The sequence below is a fragment of the Novosphingobium sp. ST904 genome, from assembly GCF_001298105.1.
In the GTDB taxonomy this organism is placed as follows: domain Bacteria; phylum Pseudomonadota; class Alphaproteobacteria; order Sphingomonadales; family Sphingomonadaceae; genus Novosphingobium.
Genome location: NZ_LGJH01000165.1, coordinates 243955 through 262947, shown reverse-complemented (window position 1 = coordinate 262947; position 18993 = coordinate 243955). Strand labels below are relative to the sequence as shown.

The 18993-nt window shown below is 67.0% G+C and carries 16 protein-coding genes, 1 pseudogene and 2 riboswitches; of the genes and pseudogenes, 12 read left to right on the top strand and 5 right to left on the bottom strand.

The window, feature by feature from the left end:
• Position 1: 1 nt before the first annotated feature.
• Positions 2-523, bottom strand: a complete 522-nt coding sequence (locus ADT71_RS27575; protein ID WP_054441927.1) for a GNAT family N-acetyltransferase — start codon at positions 521-523, stop codon at positions 2-4.
• A 219-nt stretch (positions 524-742) separates the two neighbouring features.
• On the opposite strand from ADT71_RS27575, the gene ADT71_RS27570 reads away from it, so the two are divergent.
• From ADT71_RS27570 to ADT71_RS27550, 5 genes are all read left to right on the top strand, one after another.
• Positions 743-2179: a globin-coupled sensor protein gene (locus tag ADT71_RS27570; protein WP_221937306.1), complete on the top strand. Its 1437-nt coding sequence runs from the start codon at positions 743-745 to the stop codon at positions 2177-2179.
• Between the two features lie 191 nt (positions 2180-2370).
• Positions 2371-2940, top strand: a complete 570-nt coding sequence (locus tag ADT71_RS27565) for a hypothetical protein (RefSeq protein WP_054441926.1) — start codon at positions 2371-2373, stop codon at positions 2938-2940.
• A gap of 183 nt (positions 2941-3123) precedes the next feature.
• Positions 3124-4098 (top strand): DMT family transporter, encoded by a 975-nt coding sequence (locus ADT71_RS27560; RefSeq protein WP_054441925.1) that lies wholly within the window; start codon positions 3124-3126, stop codon positions 4096-4098.
• Positions 4099-4225: 127 nt separating this feature from the next.
• Positions 4226-6166: an FAD-binding monooxygenase gene (locus ADT71_RS27555; RefSeq protein ID WP_054441924.1), complete on the top strand. Its 1941-nt coding sequence runs from the start codon at positions 4226-4228 to the stop codon at positions 6164-6166.
• A 76-nt stretch (positions 6167-6242) separates the two neighbouring features.
• Positions 6243-6728 carry a MarR family winged helix-turn-helix transcriptional regulator gene (locus tag ADT71_RS27550; RefSeq protein ID WP_054441923.1) on the top strand — a complete coding sequence of 162 codons (486 nt, stop codon included), beginning with the start codon at positions 6243-6245 and terminating at the stop codon, positions 6726-6728.
• A gap of 27 nt (positions 6729-6755) precedes the next feature.
• Here ADT71_RS27550 and ADT71_RS27545 read toward each other — a convergent pair whose 3' ends face one another.
• Both ADT71_RS27545 and ADT71_RS27540 read right to left on the bottom strand, forming a co-directional pair.
• Positions 6756-7556: a CbtA family protein gene (locus ADT71_RS27545; RefSeq protein WP_054441922.1), complete on the bottom strand. Its 801-nt coding sequence runs from the start codon at positions 7554-7556 to the stop codon at positions 6756-6758.
• A 9-nt stretch (positions 7557-7565) separates the two neighbouring features.
• Positions 7566-7793 (bottom strand): CbtB-domain containing protein, encoded by a 228-nt coding sequence (locus ADT71_RS27540; protein ID WP_197283150.1) that lies wholly within the window; start codon positions 7791-7793, stop codon positions 7566-7568.
• Between the two features lie 36 nt (positions 7794-7829).
• Positions 7830-7954, bottom strand: a riboswitch (cobalamin riboswitch).
• 35 nt (positions 7955-7989) lie between these two features.
• On the opposite strand from ADT71_RS27540, the gene ADT71_RS27535 reads away from it, so the two are divergent.
• The 5 genes and pseudogenes from ADT71_RS27535 to bluB all read left to right on the top strand — a co-directional run bounded on the left by ADT71_RS27535 (position 7990) and on the right by bluB (position 15089).
• Entirely contained in the window at positions 7990-8583 is a 594-nt protein-coding gene (locus ADT71_RS27535) for a histidine phosphatase family protein (protein WP_165913203.1), read from the top strand.
• Positions 8584-8617: 34 nt separating this feature from the next.
• Positions 8618-8872, top strand: a riboswitch (cobalamin riboswitch).
• Between the two features lie 185 nt (positions 8873-9057).
• Positions 9058-10119, top strand: a complete 1062-nt coding sequence (gene cobW, locus ADT71_RS27530) for a cobalamin biosynthesis protein CobW (RefSeq protein ID WP_054441920.1) — start codon at positions 9058-9060, stop codon at positions 10117-10119.
• Complete coding sequence (gene cobN / locus ADT71_RS27525) at positions 10119-13841, top strand: cobaltochelatase subunit CobN (RefSeq protein ID WP_054441919.1); 3723 nt, start codon at positions 10119-10121, stop codon at positions 13839-13841. Before cobW ends, cobN begins: the two co-directional genes overlap by 1 nt.
• A gap of 2 nt (positions 13842-13843) precedes the next feature.
• Entirely contained in the window at positions 13844-14449 is a 606-nt protein-coding gene (gene cobO / locus ADT71_RS27520) for a cob(I)yrinic acid a,c-diamide adenosyltransferase (protein WP_054441918.1), read from the top strand.
• A 2-nt stretch (positions 14450-14451) separates the two neighbouring features.
• A pseudogene (gene bluB, locus ADT71_RS27515) lies at positions 14452-15089 on the top strand (5,6-dimethylbenzimidazole synthase).
• Here bluB and ADT71_RS27510 read toward each other — a convergent pair.
• A complete protein-coding gene (locus ADT71_RS27510) occupies positions 15076-15951 on the bottom strand; it encodes an ABC transporter substrate-binding protein (protein WP_231636254.1) in 876 nt (291 codons plus the stop codon). The pseudogene bluB and the gene ADT71_RS27510 overlap by 14 nt on opposite strands.
• 348 nt (positions 15952-16299) lie before the next feature.
• Here ADT71_RS27510 and ADT71_RS36090 point away from each other — a divergent pair, with 348 nt between their 5' ends.
• Together ADT71_RS36090 and ADT71_RS36085 are read left to right on the top strand one after the other, a co-directional pair.
• Positions 16300-17202 carry an MFS transporter gene (locus ADT71_RS36090; protein WP_369818349.1) on the top strand — a complete coding sequence of 301 codons (903 nt, stop codon included), beginning with the start codon at positions 16300-16302 and terminating at the stop codon, positions 17200-17202.
• Positions 17106-17831, top strand: a complete 726-nt coding sequence (locus ADT71_RS36085; RefSeq protein WP_369818348.1) for an MFS transporter — start codon at positions 17106-17108, stop codon at positions 17829-17831. The genes ADT71_RS36090 and ADT71_RS36085 overlap by 97 nt, the downstream gene beginning before the upstream one ends.
• Here the strand turns inward: ADT71_RS36085 and ADT71_RS27500 are convergent.
• Positions 17828-18724, bottom strand: coding sequence for a LysR family transcriptional regulator (locus ADT71_RS27500; protein ID WP_054441916.1), 897 nt, complete (start codon positions 18722-18724; stop codon positions 17828-17830). The two genes, ADT71_RS36085 and ADT71_RS27500, sit on opposite strands and share 4 nt — an antisense overlap.
• Between the last annotated feature and the right edge of the window lie 269 nt (positions 18725-18993).

Here is an 18993-nt window from a genome sequence, read left to right as displayed (position 1 = left end):
CTTACGGCAGCCGATCGGGCGCTTCGCGGCTGTCGAGCGTGAGCTGAAGAAAGGCGAGGTCCAGCCAGTTTCCGAACTTGCAGCCGACCTCTTTCAACAGGCCCACGGATTCGAAGCCGAGCTTTTCGTGAAGGCGGATCGAGCCCTCGTTGCGGGCCTCGATCCCCGCGACCATGGCGTGCTTGCCGATGGCCCGCGCCCGTTCGATCAGGGCGATCATCAGACTCTCGCCGATCCCGCCGCCGCGCCGGTCCGCGCGGACGTAGACCGAATGCTCGACGGTGTGGCGATAGCCGTCGAATGCGCGCCAGTCCCCGAAGGAGGCATAGCCCAGCACCGTCCCGGATTCGTCGACCGACACCAGCACGGGATAGCCCGCCTGCCTGCGGTCGGCCAGCCAGGCGAGCCGGTTGGCGGTGTCGACGGCGGTTTCGTTCCAGATCGCGGTCGTGTTCAGCACGGCGTCGTTGTAGATGGCCGTGATCCCTTCGATATCCGCCGGTACGGCATCACGAATGGTCAAACATGCTCCACCGAGGTGCCGGTCGATATCGTCAGCTTGCGTCATCCCGGCACTATAGTGGACGGCTCGGTCCCCGCAAGCAGCCCCCCAATTGCGAAGTTTCCCCAGGCGGAAAATTATGACGGCCAAGCGCCCGGCCGGGGCCGCGGCTTTCCTATAAAGCATTGACGCAAAGGATTTCATTACGGCCGGCGAGCCGCCGCCGCACGGGAGATCAAATTGACAGTCAAGACGATCGAGGAACGGCTGGAATTCCTCGAGTTCGACCCTGCGCAGCGCCGCGTTCTCGCGGCGGCGCAGCCCCTGCTTCGCAAGTGCATTCCCCCCGCGCTCGACCATTTCTACGCACGGGTCCGCGCCACGCCGCAAATGGCGCGCATGTTCACCAGCGACCGGCACATCGATTCCGCCAAGAGCGCCCAGCTCGGGCACTGGATGGGCATCGCCACCGGCCGCTTCGACGAGAGCTACCACGCCGCCGTCAGCCGCATCGGGAAGGTCCATGCCCGGATCGGCCTTGAGCCCCGCTGGTACATCGGCGGCTATGCGCTCGTGCTTGAGGAAATCATGCGCGCGGTGGAGCGCAGCGCAAGCCCGTGGAAGCGGATGCTCGGCCTCTCGCGCCCCGGCAAGCTCAGCCGGGCGCTGATGAAGGCGGCCATGCTGGACATGGACCTGTCGATCTCGATCTACTTCGAAGAAGCCGAGGCAGAGCGCAACCAGGCCATCGCCGCGCTGGACCGCGCGATGTCTCGGCTGGCGGGCGGCGATCTCATCCATGACATCGACGACCTGCCCGGCGGCTTCCTCTCGCTCAAGCAGTCCTACAACGGCAGCCTCGCGAACCTGCGCGGCACGATCGGCTCGGTAGTGCGGACGTCGGAGGCGATCTACGGCGAATCCGGCGCGATCGCCCGCGCGTCCGAGGATCTTGCACGCCGCACCGAAAGCAGCGCCGCCAATCTCGAAGAGACCGCCGCCACCCTTGTGCGGGTGGAGGAACGGGTGAAGGCCACTGCCGGCGGCGCGCAGGAAACCCTCGGCATTGCAGGCGGCGCGCTTTCCGTCGTGCAGCAGGGCCGCGCCGTGGCCGAAGATGCGGTGCAGGCCATGCAAGTGGTCCACGAAAGCGCGCGCGGGATCGACGAGGTGATCGAGGGGGTGGACAAGATCGCCTTCCAGACCCGCGTCCTTGCCATGAACGCCGCCGTCGAGGCGGGCCGTGCCGGAAACGCCGGGCGCGGTTTCGCGGTCGTGGCCGACCTCGTCAGTTCGCTGGCCATGCGCGCCGAGGAAGAGGCCCGCAAGGCCCGCAACGGCCTTTCGGCCACCCGCTCCGAGATCGACCGGGCGGTAGAGACGGTATCGCGGGTGGACCGCTCGCTGGAACGGATCGCCGGAGAAGTCGACCGGGTTCACCACCTTGTCGAAACCATGGCGCGGGACAACGACGCGCAGGCCTCGGCAATTTCCGAAGTGAGCGTCGCCGTGGGCATGATGGACCGCACCACCCAGCAGAACGCCGCGATGGTCGAGCAGACGTCCGCTGCCGCCCGCACGCTGATCTCCGACGCGACCACCCTTGCCGAACATGCCAGGCGCTTCCAGATCGGCGAAGCACCCGGCGGCCTGAAGCCCAGGTTGCAGGCGGTCTGAGCGAAGCGGGGCCGGGTGCGGAAAGGACAATCCTTGCACCCAGCTCCCCCTTCGCCCCATTTTTCGCCCCTCTTCAAAGTTTAACTTTCGACACTTTGCCCGCCGGTAAAGTGTCACGGCCGACAAAGCGCAGAATTGCGAAAGATCAGGGATTCTCACGATTCGCGATCTGTGCTCTATAGATTCCCGTTATGTTTCTCGCGCCGACCGATCCCGCCCGCCGCGCTCCCGCCAGCGACATGGCAGCCCTGCTAGATCAGGTCGCTCATGCCAGCAACCGGCCCCGCTATGCCTTCATGGTGCTCAGCCTGATCGCCGAGATCGCCCGCCCGGACGGCAGCGCCGGGCCCTTCATCGCCCATCGCGGCCAGTCCATCCTGCTGCGGGACTGGCTCTGCGACGCGCTGACACCGATGGGCGGGCGCGATCCCAAACGGCAGGCGCTGATGATGAAAGTGCGCGCGGAGCTGGAACGGACGGGAAAACTCCCGCAGCAGCCCACTGCCGCCGAAGCCGCGATCGAGGCCGAAGTGCGCGAGCGTGTGCGCAGTTCGGGCAAGACCAACCTCAGCCGGGCAACCACCGAACTGGTCAAGGCGGGCCTGATCCAGCGTCATTATCAGGGCTTTCGCGTGGACCATCACAACCGGGGGGCGCAGCGGCACGTCGTCTACACCCTGACCGGCCGGGCGCGCTGCCTGATGGGACGCTCCGGCCCCATCTCGGGCGATCGCAGGCAGGGCGAACTCGCGCTCAACTGAAAACACGCGGGGCGCCCCCTCCGCTTCCCGGCGCTGGGCAAAGTGTCACGCGGGACAGGCACGCGCACCAGTCAATCTGCCCGAAGTGACGACAGGATATTGCCGAAAAGCGGCACTGCGGGCATTGACGTTTCGCGCCGCCTGGTGAACGGCTCCCGCTCCCCAACGCAGGAGCGATATCCAGTGAGCAACCAGAAGACCGGCAACGCCACCATCGCCGGCATTGCCTGCGGCGCCGGTGCGGGCGCGTTCTGGGGGCTCGTGTTCCTGGCGCCCGAACTGGCCGGAGACTTCACGCCGCTGCAGCTCACTGCCGGGCGCTACCTGTTCTACGGCGCGCTCTCGCTGCTTCTGCTCCTGCCGCGCTGGCGGCAGCTCGGCCCGCATGTGACCCGGCGCGAATGGCTGGCGCTGGGCTGGCTCGCCTTCACTGGCAATACGCTCTATTTCATCCTGCTATCAAGCGCGGTCCAGAACGGCGGCGTCGCGCTAACCGCGCTTGTCGTGGGGTTCCTGCCGGTTGCCGTAACCATCATCGGCAGCCGCGACCATGGCGCCGTGCCGCTGCGGCGGCTGGTCCCCTCGCTGCTGCTCTGCATGGCCGGCGCGATCTGCATCGGCTGGCAGGCCGTTGTCGATCCCTCTTCCGGCACGGTGGAGCAGCAACTGATCGGCCTGGGCTGCGCGGTGGGCGCGCTCATTTCGTGGACCGGCTTCGCGGTGGGCAATTCCCGCTGGCTGGCGCGGCTCGACCATGTTTCCCCGCATGACTGGAACCTGCTGACCGGCCTCGTGACCGGCGCGCAGAGCCTGCTGCTGCTGCCTTTCGCGCTGCTGCTCGATACCGCGCACCATACCGATGCCGCGTGGCTGCGCCTCGGCGCGATTTCGCTGGGCGTGGCGGTGCTCGCCTCGATCCTCGGCAATGCGCTGTGGAACCGCATGAGCCGCCTGCTTCCGCTGACGCTCGCCGGCCAGATGATCCTGTTCGAAACGCTGTTCGCGCTCGTCTATGCCTTCGTCTGGGAACGGCGCCTGCCCACCCCGATGGAGGCCGCCGCCTTCGCCCTGCTGGTGCCCAGCGTGATCTCCTGCATCGCCGCCCATCGCAAGCCCGGGACGGTGCCGGTAAGCGACGGAGATACCCTGCACCCCTGATCGCCGCGCTCTCCCGCTGCTCGCCCGCATTTGACTCCGGATTATAGGTAGCATACTACTTATATTCGTTGAGGCGGTACCCGTTCGTCCGAACCGGGAGCCCGCCTGTGTTGGAGAGGATGAGACGATGCAATTTCACCTGAACGGATTCCGCACCGGCGACCCGGCCGTTTCTGAACCGGCCCCCAACCTCGCACTTGGGAGCGACAGGCCCTCCGGCGCGCCGGACGATGTGGACGTGCTGATCGTCGGTTGCGGCCCCGCCGGGCTGACGCTGGCCGCGCAGCTTGCGCGGTTCCCCTCGATCCGCACCCGCATCGTCGAGCGCAAGGACGGTCCGCTCGCGCTCGGTCAGGCGGACGGCATCGCCTGCCGCACGATGGAGATGTTCAACGCCTTTGGTTTTGCCGACCGCGTGGCGCGGGAAGCCTACTGGGTCAACGAAACCACGTTCTGGAAGCCGGACGACAGCGAAGCGCGCCGGATTTCCCGCCACGGCCGCATTGCCGATACCGAGGATGGGCTTTCGGAATTCCCCCACGTCATCCTCAATCAGGCCCGCGTCCATGACTTCTACCTTGAAGCGATGCGCAATGCGCCAACCCGCCTTGTTCCGGACTACGCCATGGAAGTGGCGGGCCTGACCATACCGGAAGACCCGGCCGAGCCGGTCCTCGCAAGGCTGCGGCGCGTGGGCGCAGAGGGAGAGGAAGGCACCGAACTGGTGCGGGCGCGCTATGTCGTGGGCTGCGACGGCGCCCGCAGCCAGGTCCGCCGGGCGATCGGCCGCGAACTGATCGGGGAATCCGCCAACCAGGCCTGGGGCGTCATGGATGTGCTCGCCTACAGCGATTTTCCCGATATCCGCCTCAAGAGCGCGATCCATTCCGCGAACGAGGGCAACATCCTCATCATCCCGCGCGAAGGCGGCTATCTGGTGCGTCTCTACATCGAACTGGACAAGCTCGGCCGGGACGAGCGGGTGGCGGCGCGGAACATCACGCGCGAACAGCTCATCGACGCCGCCCGGCGCATCCTCCATCCTTACGTGCTCGACGTGAAGGAAGTGGCGTGGTGGTCCGTCTACGAGATCGGCCAGCGCCTTTGCGACAAGTTCGACGATGTGCCCGCCGGAGCGGAGCAGCGCCGCCTCCCCCGCGTCTTCATCGCGGGCGATGCCTGCCACACGCACAGCCCCAAGGCCGGACAGGGCATGAACGTGTCCATGCAGGACGCCTTCAACCTCGGCTGGAAGCTTGCTGCCGTGCTGCGCGGGCAGGCCGGGCCGGAACTGCTGCACAGCTATTCGGCCGAGCGGCAGACGATCGCGCAGGAGCTGATCGATTTCGACCGCGAATTCGCCGCGATGTTCAGTGCGAAGCCGAAAACCGCCGAGGACGAGGACGGTGTCGATCCCGCCGAATTCCAGCGCTATTTCGTGAAGCAGGGTCGCTTCACGGCAGGAACCGCCACGCAGTATCGCCGCTCCGCCTTGACCGGAAGCGGCGAGCACCAGCACCTTGCGGAAGGTTTCAGGGTCGGGATGCGCTTCCATTCGGCGCCCGTCGTGCGCCTTGCCGATGCAAAGCCGATGCACCTCGGGCACGCCGCCGAGGCGGACGGGCGCTGGCGGATCTACCTCTTCGCGGGCGATGACGGTCTCCAGCCCGGCTCCCGCCTTGCCCGGCTGTGCCGCACGCTGGAAACCGACCCAGCCTCGCCTCTGCTTCGCCACACGCCGAAGGGCGCCGATGCCGACGCCCTGTTCGACTTGCGGGCGGTATTCCAGCAATCGCACCGGTCGCTGTCGATGGACGAGCTTCCCGGGCTGCTCTGGCCGCGCAAGGGCGAACTGGGCCTGCGCGACTACGAAAAGGCGTTCTGCGCCGATCCGGGCGCGGGCGACATTTACGACATGCGCGGCGTGAACCGGGAGGAAGGCTGCATGATCGTGGTCCGCCCGGACCAGTACATCGCACAGGTGCTTCCGCTTGACGGCACGCGGGAACTGGCAGTCTACTTCGCCGCCAACCTGACCGCCGCCCGCATTCCCGAACCGGCGGGCTGAACCTTCCGGCCGAGGTCGGCCATGGCAGCACACGGGAGGCTTGAGCAGGCGGGCGTTATCAAGCTAGGTGGCTGTCATGAGCGACCTCGAGACCATGCCCGGCCACCTGATCCGCCGCCTTCAGCAGATTTCCGTGGCGCGCTTCACATCGCGCATGACCGAGGCCGGGCTTGACCTGACCTCGGTCCAATATGCGGCGATGCTGACCCTGCGCGATCATCCGGGGCTGGACCAGCAGACGCTGGCGGGCATGATCGCCTATGACCGGGTGACGATCGGCGGCGTGATCGACCGGCTCGTGCAGAAAGGGCTGGTCGAACGCGAGGTCAGCCCGACCGACCGCCGCGCCCGCGTGCTGATGCTGAGCCGGCAGGGCGGCGAGGCTCTGGCCGCGGCAACGCCATGGGTGGACCAGGTGCAGGAAGACATCGTCTCTCATCTCACATCAGAAGAACAGGATATCTTCCTGAAACTTCTGAAGAAGACCACGCGCGCCGGTAACGAGCTGAGCCGCGCGCCGCTGCGCCCGGCGCCCACGGGGGCAGGCAACCGGAGCGAGTGAGCAAGCCTTCCGGGAGGCAGGCCGTGCTCAGGCCGACTGGCGCCTGAGCACGCGTTCCGCCCATAGTCCGAAAGCCAGTCCGATGGTGGCCCACAGCACGAGCTGCGTCCCCATCGAGGCGAGCCGGAAGTTCCAGAGCAATACCGCCGGGAAATCGGCAGGCACTTCGTTGATCGCGGGAAGCAGGAACTGGCCGAGGCCGACCATCCCCAGATAGACCACGAATGCCAGCAGGGTGGCATCGAAGCCCCTGCCCGGCCGCGCCAGCCTGCCGCGAAGGCGCCCGGCAACCACGGCCGCGCCGAGCGACAGCGCGATCATGCCGAAATAGGCCGCCGTGCGCAGGGCCACCGTCTCGTGCTTGCCCACGGCCGGCGGGGTCTGCGGATACTTGATCGCGGGAACCACCACCACCAGCACGAAAGTCAGCGCCGCCAGAAGCAGTGCGAAGCTGCGCGGGCCGAGATGGCCCATCCGGCCATAGCCGTATGCGAAGACCAGTGAGAAGATGCCCCCCACCGCCGCGCCGTAAAGCGCGAGCGCGGTAACGAGGCCGGCCCCCTTCTGGGTATCGCGGCTGACGAGTTCCTCTTCGTCCGCCGGATGCGGGTGTGCGAGCGGCGCAGATGCCATCGCCATTCCAGCATGATCGGGCGCCGGGTGATCGGGCGCCGGGTGATCGGGCAGAGCGCCGTGGGCCGCATGATCTTCCTCGTAACCGATCGCGAGATCGATCTGCGGTTCCGCGAAACCGCGTGCGAAAAGCGTGGCCAGAAGCGCGCCCAGAATGCCGGCAAGCATTCCGCGCCAAAGCAATTGACGGGTCATGACGTTACCTCAGTGGCAGGGAAAACCGAGGAGGTGCCGGCCGTCGTGGACGAATTCGTGAACGTACATGCCCTGGAACAGGGAAAAAGCGCCCTGTTCGGTGCTCACGAAATAGAGGAAGATAAGGGCCAGCAGCGTGCCCAGCACGGCCCAGGGAGCGATGTCCTCGATCGGGATGGCGCTGCCGCCTTCGACCGGAATGAAGGTGTCATCGAAAATTGCGGCGGAAACAGCCATGCTCATGCTCCTTGGCGGGATTGCGCGTCCCCGGAAAATCTGTGCCAAGGCGGAAGGTCTGGCTCTCGACGGGGAAGTTCCCGTTCGATTACAGTGGCGCGACCGCGCCGGAATTGCACCGGCTTCTTCAATCCTCGACGCCTTCCCTTAGGGCCGGGTGACCGGCGGCGTCAACGACCTCGATGGAATTCAGGCCTTGGCGACGACCCTCCTGCTGATCTGCATCGCCGCCACGGCCCCGGCCCGTCACGGCGGCTTTGCAGGGTCTGACGAACCGCTGGACGAGGGCGGGCTGCGCGATGCGGCGCGCACCGCGCTGAACGATCGCTTCCGCGATAGCACCTTCACCAGCCCCGCCCTCGCCGCTGCCGAGACCGCAGGGGCGATGGGGATTACCGGGCGGACGGAACCCGCGCTGGCCGATATCGATCATGGCCGCTGGTCCGGCCGCGCCTTTGCGCAAGTGCACGAGGACGAGCCTAGCGCGTTCTCGGCATGGATCGCAGACCCGCTCGGCGGCGCTCCGGGGGGAGAATCGATGGAAACCGCCCGGCAGCGGATCGGCCGCTGGATGGACGAGATCGCCCGTCACGACGGCCAGGCCTGCGGGATCACGCACCCGATGATCGTGCGCGCGGCGCTTTCCCATGCGCTCTGCCTGCCGCTTTCCACCACGCTCGCGATAGACATCGCGCCGCTTTCGCACACCGTGTTTTCGTTCAGCGGCAGATGGCGGCTGCAATCGCTTGGCCTTGCCGGGGGGCTTGCGGGCAGCGGCCTGCCCGGCTAATCGCCGCAGGGCCCGTTTCGCCCTTCAGGACGCCGCGGGCAAAGTTCGCGCCGGTGCCCCGCAAGGGGCTTAATACGGGAACCCGGTAGAGTTTTGCTCGAAAGAGTTTGCTCGATTCCGGGGCTGTCCCTGCAACTGTAAGCGGTGAGCGCGATGCACATTCGCGGCGGGACAATCGCTTCCCGACGCAGCCACTGGGCCGGACGCTAAATCCTGCGAGGCCTGGGAAGGCCGTGCATCACGCCCTGACCCGCGAGCCAGGAAACCTGCCTGCGTCGATGTCGCTCTTGCCCGGGTCCAGGGGATGGCCAAGGCACGGTAACTCTTCCGTCTGAGCGACGTGATGCATGCGGCCGGGGCCGCAGCGCATGCCGTGTCGGGCGCGTGCGCCGGTCCGACGCGGCACGCCGCAATCGTCGCGCCCGCGACGGGAAGCCCCGCCGTTTCAGGTCGCTGGCGCGCGGGAGACGACACATGAGCAAAGTTCCCACCACCGTCATCACCGGCTTTCTGGGCGCGGGCAAGACCACGCTGATCCGCCACCTGCTGCAAAACGCCAAGGGCCGCCGCCTTGCCCTCATCATCAACGAATTCGGCGATGTCGGCGTGGACGGAGAACTGGTGAAGGGCTGCAATGACGAGGCCTGCCCGGAAGACGATATCGTCGAACTGGCCAACGGCTGCATCTGCTGCACCGTCGCCGACGATTTCCTGCCGACCATGCAGAAGCTGCTGGACCGCGAGAACAGGCCCGATCACATCATCATCGAGACCAGCGGCCTTGCCCTGCCCAAGCCGCTGGTGAAGGCCTTCCAGTGGCCCGACATCCGCACCCGCGCCACCGTTGACGGCGTGGTCGCCCTGATCGACGCCGATGCGGTTGCCGCGGGCCGCTTCGCAACTGACGAGGCAGCACTGGCCGCTGCCCGCGCGGCCGATCCGATGCTGGACCACGAAAGCCCGCTGGAAGAACTGTTCGAGGAACAGCTGGGCTGCGCCGACATGGTCGTGCTCAACAAGACCGACTTGGTGGATGCCGATGCCCTTGCCCATGTCGAAACGCTGGTGTTGGCCGAAACGCGCCCCGGCGTGAAGATCGTGCGCGCCGATCACGGCGCCGTCGACATCGCCGCGCTGCTGGGCATCACCGCCGCGGCAGAGGACGATCTCGATTCCCGCCCCTCGCACATCGACGGGCTGGACGAGGATCACGACCATGACGACTTCGACAGCTTCGTCGTCTCCGGCGGCGATGTGGCCGATCTCGACGCTCTTCTCGCCCGTTTGAACGGCCTGATCGCAGAGCACGACATTCTGCGCGTGAAAGGCATGGTCGCGGTCGGCGGCAAGCCGAGCCGCCTTGTCGTGCAGGCCGTCGGTCCGCGCATCCAGCACTTCTACGACCGCGCCTGGCTGCCGCAGGAACTGCGCCGCACCCAGCTTGTCGTCATCGGCCAGAAGGGGCTGGACCGCACCGCCATCGAAGCAGGGCTTGCCGGGGTTCTCGGCCCCGTGGCCACTACAGCAGACGCCTGATGCACCTGCTGTCCGCCACGCCGGGGACGATCTCCAACGGCGAGGAGGCGATCGACCTCGACCAGTCTCCCGGCGACATGGTGATCCTCACCGTGGCGGACAGCGAACTCGCCTGCTTCGCGGGCGCGGCGGCGCGTTTGCCGGAAGGTGGGCCGAGCGTTCGCCTCGCCAATCTGCTGCAACTGCGCCACCCCTACTCGATCGACCTCTATGTCGAGAAAGTGATCGCGAAGGCCAGATTCGTCTGCGTGATCCTGCTCGGCGGCAAAAGCTACTGGGGCTACGGGATCGACGAGATCGCCCGTGTCGCGCGGGAGAACGGCATTGCCTTCGCCGCCATCGCCGATGGGCGCGAGGCCGATCCCGCACTCGACCGCGCCTCCACCTTGCCCGCCGAGGTCCGCGAGCGGATGCGCGACTATCTCCGGCAGGGCGGCATGGCCAATGCCCTCTCGTTCCTGCGCACCGCCGCGCGGACCATCGGCCATGACGCAGGCGAGCCGGACGATCCGGTGCCCGTGGCCGACGCCGGGCTCTACCTTGCAGGCACCGAGCGCGCCGGGCTTGCCGAAGTGCAGGCAGGCTGGACCGAAGGCCGCCCGCTCGCCCTGCTGGTGTTCTACCGCGCGCTGATGATCGCGGGCACGCTGGACGCCGTGGACGCGATGATCGCGGCGCTGCAGGAGCGCGGCTTCAACGTCGCCGCCGTTCACGTTCGCGCCTTGCGGGAGCCTTTCGCGGTGGACTGGCTGGGCGGATTGCTGGGCGAGGTCGCGCCCGATGTGATCGTCAACGCCACCAGCTTCGCCTCCTCCTCCGCAGGTGACGATCGCAAGCCGGGCATTCTCGAAAAGGCGGACTGCCCGATCCTGCAAGTCGCCTTCGCGGGCGTCCTCGAAAGCGAGTGGCAGAGCGCCGCGCGCGGCCTTGGCCCGCGCGACCTTGCGATGAATGTGGCGCTGCCCGAAGTGGACGGCCGCATTTTCACCCGCGCCGTCGCCTTCAAGGCGGCCGAGCGTTTCGACGAAGTGACCCAGTGCGGCATCGTCGTCCCGCGCGTCGCACCGGACCGGGTGGCCTTCGTCGCCGATCTGGCCGCCAACTGGGCGCGCCTGCGCCGCACCCCATCCACCGAGCGCCGTGTGGCGCTGGTGCTGGCGAACTACCCCAACCGCGATGGACGCATCGGCAATGGCGTGGGCCTCGACACCCCTGCCAGCACCGCCGCGATCGTCGCCGCGCTGGCCGAGGCGGGCTATGATACCGGCAACGCGCCAAAGGACGGCGCCGCACTGATGCACGTGATGACCGGCGGCGTGACCAACGATCTGACATCGCTCGAACGACCGGGCGAAGTCTCGCTGCCGCTTTCGGCCTACGAATCCGCCTTCGCAATGGTGCCCGAAAACGCGCGCAAGGCCATGGTCGAACGCTGGGGCGCGCCATCGGCCGATCCCTTCGTGCGGGATAGCGCCTTCCGCCTGCCGGTCCACCGTTTCGGCAATCTCGCCGTCGCCGTGCAGCCCGCGCGCGGCTACAACATCGATCCCAAGGCCAGCTATCACGACCCAGCCCTGCCGCCGCCGCACGCCTACCTCGCCTTCCACGTCTGGCTGGCGCAGGACTTCGGCGCGCAGGCGGTGGTCCATGTCGGCAAGCACGGCAATCTGGAATGGCTGCCCGGCAAGGCCATCTCGCTCTCGCGCGAGTGCTTCCCGGAGATCTGCGCCGGGCCGCTGCCGCAGCTCTACCCCTTCATCGTCAACGACCCCGGCGAAGGCACACAGGCCAAACGCCGGATCGGCGCGGTGGTGATCGACCACCTCACCCCGCCCCTGACCCGCGCCGAGACCTATGGCCCGCTCAAGCAGCTTGAGGCGCTGGTGGACGAATATTACCTCGCCGCCGGGATGGACCCGCGCCGCCTCGACCGCTTGCGGCGGGACATTCTCGATCTGGCGCGCAGCCACGGCCTCGACCGCGATGCCGGGGCCAGCGGAGACGATGACGACGCGCTTTCGGCCATCGACAACTACTTGTGCGAACTGAAGGAATTGCAGATCCGCGACGGCCTGCATGTCTTCACCCGGTCACCCGAAGGCCGCTTGCGGCGTGACCTGCTGGTCGCGCTGGCCCGCACGCCGCGTGGCTATGACCATGCCGGACAGGCCTCGCTTTTGCGCGCGATGGCTATCGACTTAGGCCTCGACTTCGATCCGCTCGATTGCCGCATGGGCGATCGCTGGGACGGCGCGCGGCCCGAGGCGCTGGCGGCGATTTCGGGCGAGCCTTGGCGCACGCATGGCGATACCGTCGAGCGGCTCGAACTGCTGGCAGCCGAGATGGTCGATACGCCCAGCGGCAACCTCGGCAGCGAAACCGCCGCCGTCCTCGACGCCATCCGCACCGACCTCGCCCCCCGCATTGACCTGTGCGGCCCACGCGAGGCCGAGGCCCTGCTGGCCGGTCTGAACGGCCGCTTCGTGCTGCCCGGCCCCTCCGGCGCGCCCACGCGCGGGCGGCCTGACGTATTGCCCACGGGGCGCAACTTCTATTCGGTCGACACCCGCGCCGTGCCCACCGCCGTTGCCTGGGAACTCGGCCGCAAGTCCGCCGATCTGCTGGTGGAAGACTACCTCCAGCGCGAGGGCGAATACCCCAAGGCCATGGCCCTTTCCGCATGGGGCACCGCCAACATGCGCACCGGCGGCGACGACATTGCACAGGCCCTCGCGCTGATGGGCGTGCGCCCGCGCTGGGACTGGGCTTCGGGCCGCGTGGTCGGCTTCGAGGTGATGACCGTGGCCGAAATCGGCCGCCCGCGCGTGGACGTGACCTTGCGCGTCTCCGGCTTCTTCCGCGATGCCTTCCCCGAACAGATCGACCTGATCGACAGCGCCGCGCGCGCGGTTATGGCGCTCGACGAACCGCTGGGCGACAACCCCGCCGCCGAGCGCCACCGCGCCGAAACCGCGGGGCTCATCGAAAGCGGCGAGGCGGAAACGCAGGCCACCCGCCGCGCCGGAACGCGCGTGTTCGGATCGAAACCGGGTGCCTACGGCGCCGGACTTCAGGCCATGATCGACGAGAAGATCTGGCACGAACGTAGCGATCTGGCCGATGTCTATCTCGACTGGGGCAGTTACGCCTATGGCGGCGGCGTGGAGGGTGATGCCGAGCGCGGCCTTTTCGCCGCGCGCCTCGCCTCGGTCGATGCCGTGGTCCAGAATCAGGACAACCGCGAGCACGACCTGCTCGACAGCGACGATTACTACCAGTTCGAAGGCGGCATCGCCGCTGCCGTCGAGCATCTGAAGGGCAGCGCGCCGATCAGCTATCACAACGACCACAGCCGCCCGGAACGCCCGGTCGTCCGCACGCTGGAGGATGAGATCGGCCGCATCGTGCGCGGGCGCGTCACCAATCCCAAGTGGATCGCCGGCGTCATGCGCCACGGCTACAAGGGCGCGTTCGAGATCGCTGCCTCGGTAGATTACCTCTTCGCCTTCGCCGCCACGACCCACGCGGTGAAGGACCACCATTTCGACGCCGTCCACACCGCCTTCATCGAGGACGAGGCGGTGCGTGATTTCATGGCCAAGGCCAATCCCGCCGCCTTGCGCGAAACCGCCGCACGCCTTGCCGAGGCGCTCGAACGCGGCCTCTGGAAACCCCGATCGAACAGCGCGGGCCTGACGCTCGCGGCCCTCTCAGGAGCATGACCATGGTGCAACGCAGTGACGAACAGCACGCCGAGAAGATGAAGAAGAAGCAGGCCGCGCATGACAAGATCATGGCCGGAAAGACGGTCGAAAAGGGCCTGCTGATCGTCCACACCGGCAAGGGCAAGGGCAAGACGACCGCCGCGCTCGGAATGGTGGTGCGCGCCATCGGCCACGGCAAGAAAGTGGGCGTCGTCCAGTTCGTGAAAGGCGCGATGACCACCGGCGAGAAGGTCGTCTTCGATGCCTTCCCGGATCAGGTCGAATTCAAGCCGATGGGCGAAGGCTTCACCTGGAACACGCAGGACCGCGCCCGCGACATCGAACTCTCGCGCGAGGCGTGGGAGGAAGTGAAGCGGATGGTCGCCGATCCGGGCTATGACATGGTGCTGGCGGACGAACTCAATATCGTGCTGCGCTATGACTATCTGCCGCTGGACGAAGTGCTGGACGTACTGACCGCGCGCGGCGAGATGAAGCATGTGCTCGTCACCGGCCGCAACGCCCCCGAAGCGCTGATGGAAGCCGCTGATCTCGTGACCGAGATGACGCTGGTGAAGCATCCGTTCCGTTCGGGCGTGAAGGCACAGGCCGGCATCGAATTCTGAAGATGCCGCCGCGCTTCGGCTCCGAATTCCGGGAGCAGCTGGGCGAGCTGCTGGCATGGCGGCGTGATGTCCGCCATTTCCGCAGCGATCCGCTGGGTGAAAGCGTGGTGGCCGAACTGCTGGCGGCGGCGCAGCTTGCGCCGTCGGTGGGCAACTCGCAGCCCTGGCGGTTCGTGCGCGTCCGCTCGGCGGACTTGCGCGAAACACTGGCGGAGCATGCCGATACCGAAAAGGCCGCCGCCGGATCGGGCCTGGCAGACCCGGCCCGGCGTGCCGCCTATGCCTCGCTCAAGCTCCACGGCCTGCGCGAGGCGCCGGAGATCATTGCGGTATTCTGCGACGAAGGCGCGCTGAGGGCGGCGGCCTCGGCGCGGCGACAATGCCGGAGACGCGGGCCTATTCGGTGGTGCTCGCCGTCCATACGCTTTGGCTGGCGGCACGGGCGAAAGGGCTGGGGCTGGGCTGGATATCCATCGTCGAGCCCGATTTCGTCACCGCGCTCCTGGGCGTGCCGCCGCGCTGGCGTTTCATCGCATTGCTGTGTCTGGGCCACCCCGAGGAACCGGACATGGTCCCCGAACTCCAGCGGCGGGGCTGGCAGGCGCGGCTCGACTGGCGAACGAACGTCAGCGAGCGTTGACCTGCCGCGCAAGGCTGCGCGCCGCCTTGACGTAGGCGGGACCGCCGCAGACCGTCCAGGCCTGCGGGATCGCGACGCGCGGAATGTCGCGCAGGATCGGATGATGGATCATCTCGGTGCCCTGATCCGAGACCTTCTGCGTGGCACTGTCGATCACGATGTAGTCCGGACGCGCCATCGCCATTTCCTCCAGGCTCATCTGCGAAAGCGACGGTTTTCCCAGCTTACCGGCGAGATTGACGAGGCCGACCCGCACCATCAGGTCGTCGATCAGCGTGCCGGTGCCGGTGAGATAGCCCCGGCGCTGGTAATAGGCCGCAACCTTGCCGCCCCGCACGCGGGGAATTCCGGCGAGATCGGCGTTCATTCGCGCAATCAGTGCCTCTCCGCGCTTCGGATGTCCCACCGCCCGCGCCACGTCGCGTATGGAGGCGACGATCTCGTCATAGTCATGCGCCGACTTGAGATCGAGCGAGCGATAATGGCGGTTCCGCAGCACCGCGATGGCCGGATTGCGTCTTGCCGGCATGCCCACCACGAGATCGGGATCCGCCGCCATGACCTCCTCCGCCGACCCTCCGAAAACGGGCAGCCCCTTCGCTTGAGACGCCACGGCGGACATTTCGGGATCGGAAGCATAGCGCGTAAGTCCGGCGATCTGGTCACGGTCGGCCAGAGCCACCAGCAACTGGTCGGCGCAAAGATTGAGCGATACGATGCGATGCGGAACCGCGCCCTTGTTTGCCGCAGCAGGAGGGGCATTCCCGGTCGCCGCGCCCGGAAAGAGCGCGAGCATGACCCCGGCAACGACGCCGAGATTCCGATGCCGGGCAAACTCCTTCATCGCACCACGCAATTTCATAGACTTGTTCGCCAATCCTGAGACGCTATCGAGATTCTTTCGGTGATGCTCTCCCACCCGAAATCCCCCGACGAAAGGCGACTATGGGATCACCGGCGCCATGGCAACGCCCTATTCCCTGCCGCATTTCCCGCCGTTCAGCAGGGCGCCCGGTACGACGGCAGAGTTAGCGCAAACGAATAGCCTATCGTCAGGCGGTGGGTTTCAAAATGCTGCATTGCACCTATATGGTCGGCACCGGTACGCCCGCACGGAAGATGGACGGCCTTGGATTTGGGGGGACGTCCTTGTCAGTACGCCAACCGGAAACATGCCCATGATCCAGCTTGCCAATCTCCCCGAGGCCCCATGCTGAGGCCCAGGCGGCGCGGTATCGCCTCCGTCAACGCGGAAGTGCGTGACGGCATCGTCCCGGCCGCCGGCTCCATCGCCAAGACCCGCGATCTCGGCCCAGCCGAATCCGGAGCGAACTACCGGCTCGTCGCGCTCATCATCGCGTCGGCACTGTTCATGGAATTCGTGGACGCCACGGTGCTCGCCACCGCCCTTCCCACCATGGCCCGGGACTTCGGCGTTCGCCCGCAAGAGATGAGCGTGGCGCTGACCTCTTACCTGCTCGCGCTTGCCGTATTCATTCCGGCTTCCGGCTCGCTGGCCGACCGCTTCGGATCGCGAACCGTGTTTCGTGCCGCGATCGTGCTGTTCGTGCTGGGCAGTCTTGCTTGCGGCCAGTCCCGATCGCTGGAGATGATGGTCGCCTCCCGCTTCGTGCAGGGGATCGGCGGCGCGATGATGATCCCGGTGGGGCGGCTCGTGCTGCTGCGCTCGGTCGCCAAGCAGGACATGGTCAATGCCATGTCCTGGCTGCTGGTGCCCGCGCTGATCGGGCCGATCGTGGGGCCGCCGCTCGGCGGGTTCATCGTGACCTATCTCGACTGGCGCTGGATCTTCTACATCAACCTGCCGATGGGCATGCTCGGGTTCTGGCTGACCAGCCGCTACATCGCCAATATCCGCGAGGACGAACCCGGTCGGTTCGATACCCTTGGTTTCATCCTCAGCGGGATTTCGCTCGGCTGCCTGCTGTTCGGCTTCGAAATGGTGAGCCGTCCCGGCGAAGGCGCCATCGCGGCGGGACTGATCGCCGTCGGAGCGTGGCCGGGTTCTTCTACATCCTCCACGCCCGCCGGCACGAAGGCTCGATCCTCGATCTCGCCCTGCTCAAGGACGATACGTTCCGGCTTTCCGTGATCGCCGGTTCGATCACCCGCATCACGCAGGGCGCCCAGCCCTTCCTGCTGCCCTTGATGATGCAGGTCGGTTTCGGCTTTTCCGCCGCGCGCAGCGGCACGATCACGGTAGCGACCGCGATAGGTTCGCTGGCCATGAAGAGCTTCGCGCCCCGGCTGCTGCGCCGCTTCGGCTTTCGCCGCGCGCTGATCTGGAACGGCGTGATCGCCACCGCAGGCTATGCGATCTGCGGCCTGTTCCGCCCAAGCTGGCCGGTGTGGACGATGTTCTGCGTGCTGGCGCTGTCCGGCTTCTTCATGTCGTTCCAGTTCACCGCCTACAACACCATCGCCTATGACGGCGTGGACAAGCGCCACATGAGCAGCGCGACCGCGTTCTATTCGACCTTCCAGCAGCTCATGCTTTCGCTGGGCATCTGCGTGGCGGCGATCGCGCTGCACCTTGCCATGCTCGCCAGCGGGAACGAGACGCCCTCCCTTGGCGACTTTTCGGCGGCATTCTGGGTGGTGACCTCCATTTCGCTGACGGCAACGCTCTGGAACCTGCGCTTCGCGCCCGAGGCGGGCGGCGAGATCAGCGGACATGTCCAGTCCGAGCCGGACGGCGAAACGAAGCGCGAACCCGCCTAGGCGGCGGAAAGCGCGGTATCCCCGCCGATCCGGCCGAGCATGGCCTCTATCTCTGCCGCCACCACCAGCGCGGCGGGTGAGCGGGAGCGCCCTCGCCGCAGGAGCATGCAGATTTCGCTGTCGATCGGCGCCAGATCGCTTACCGCCAGCCGGACAAGGCTGCCTTGCTCAAGCTCCCCCGCCACGAAGGCGGGCGAGGACAGCCAGACACAATCGGTCCTGAGCACCAAGTCGCGCAGGACGTGGAAGTGTCGCAGACAAACGATCCCCCGCGCCCCGCCGAAACCGCCGGAGGACAGCTCAACGGCGCTTGCGGTGGGATAGCCGTCGAGATCCGGCGTGGATACCGCAGTCCGGCCCGCCAGCGGATGGCCCGCGCGGACCATCACCTCCAGCCGCACCCTGCCCAGATCGCGCTTTTCCGTGCCGGGAACGTGGCTCATCTTCCAGTTGTTGCCGACGATCATCTCGATCCGGTCGTCCAGCAGTTCGGGCAGCAATTGCTCCGGGGGGCGGGTGACGGTCACGATCCTCAGCCCCGGCCGCGCCCGGAGCAGCGCCTGCCCGAGATCGGGAAGCAGCAGACTTGCCAGCATCGGGCCGAGCCCGAAGGCGACGCGGCCGACATCGCCCGTGCCATAGAGCCGCAGGCTGCGTTCCAGATCGTCTGCGGCGGCGAGCAGGGTCCGCGCCTGCTCGATCACCAGTTCGCCTGCCGGGGTCGGCCGCGCCCCGCCGCGCCCGCGATCGAAGAGGATCACCGCGTGGCGCTGTTCGAACGCGGCGATGCTGCGGCTGAGGGCGGGCTGGGTGATCCGTTCTTCCTCGGCCGCGCGCGAAAAGCTGCCCGTGCGCGCGACCGCAAGGATGTGGCGAAGACGGACATGTTCCAAGGCAGCACTCCCTTTCCATTACCACGGGGCATGGAATGGAGCATTGATATGCATTGGACGTAATGGCGCGCCAAGCCCAAACACGCCGCTTGAAACAACAGCGGGCAAGAGGGCGGGCAATGGGAAATCGATGGATGGGGTGGCTGCTGGCGGCCACCGTGCTTTCGGGCGGGACGGCGAATGCGCAGGAGGAAACCGGGCGAGCGGTGCTGCCCGTGCCGACCGCGCCGTTCGACGGCACATTCGCCGAAAACGTCCTTGACGCGCGG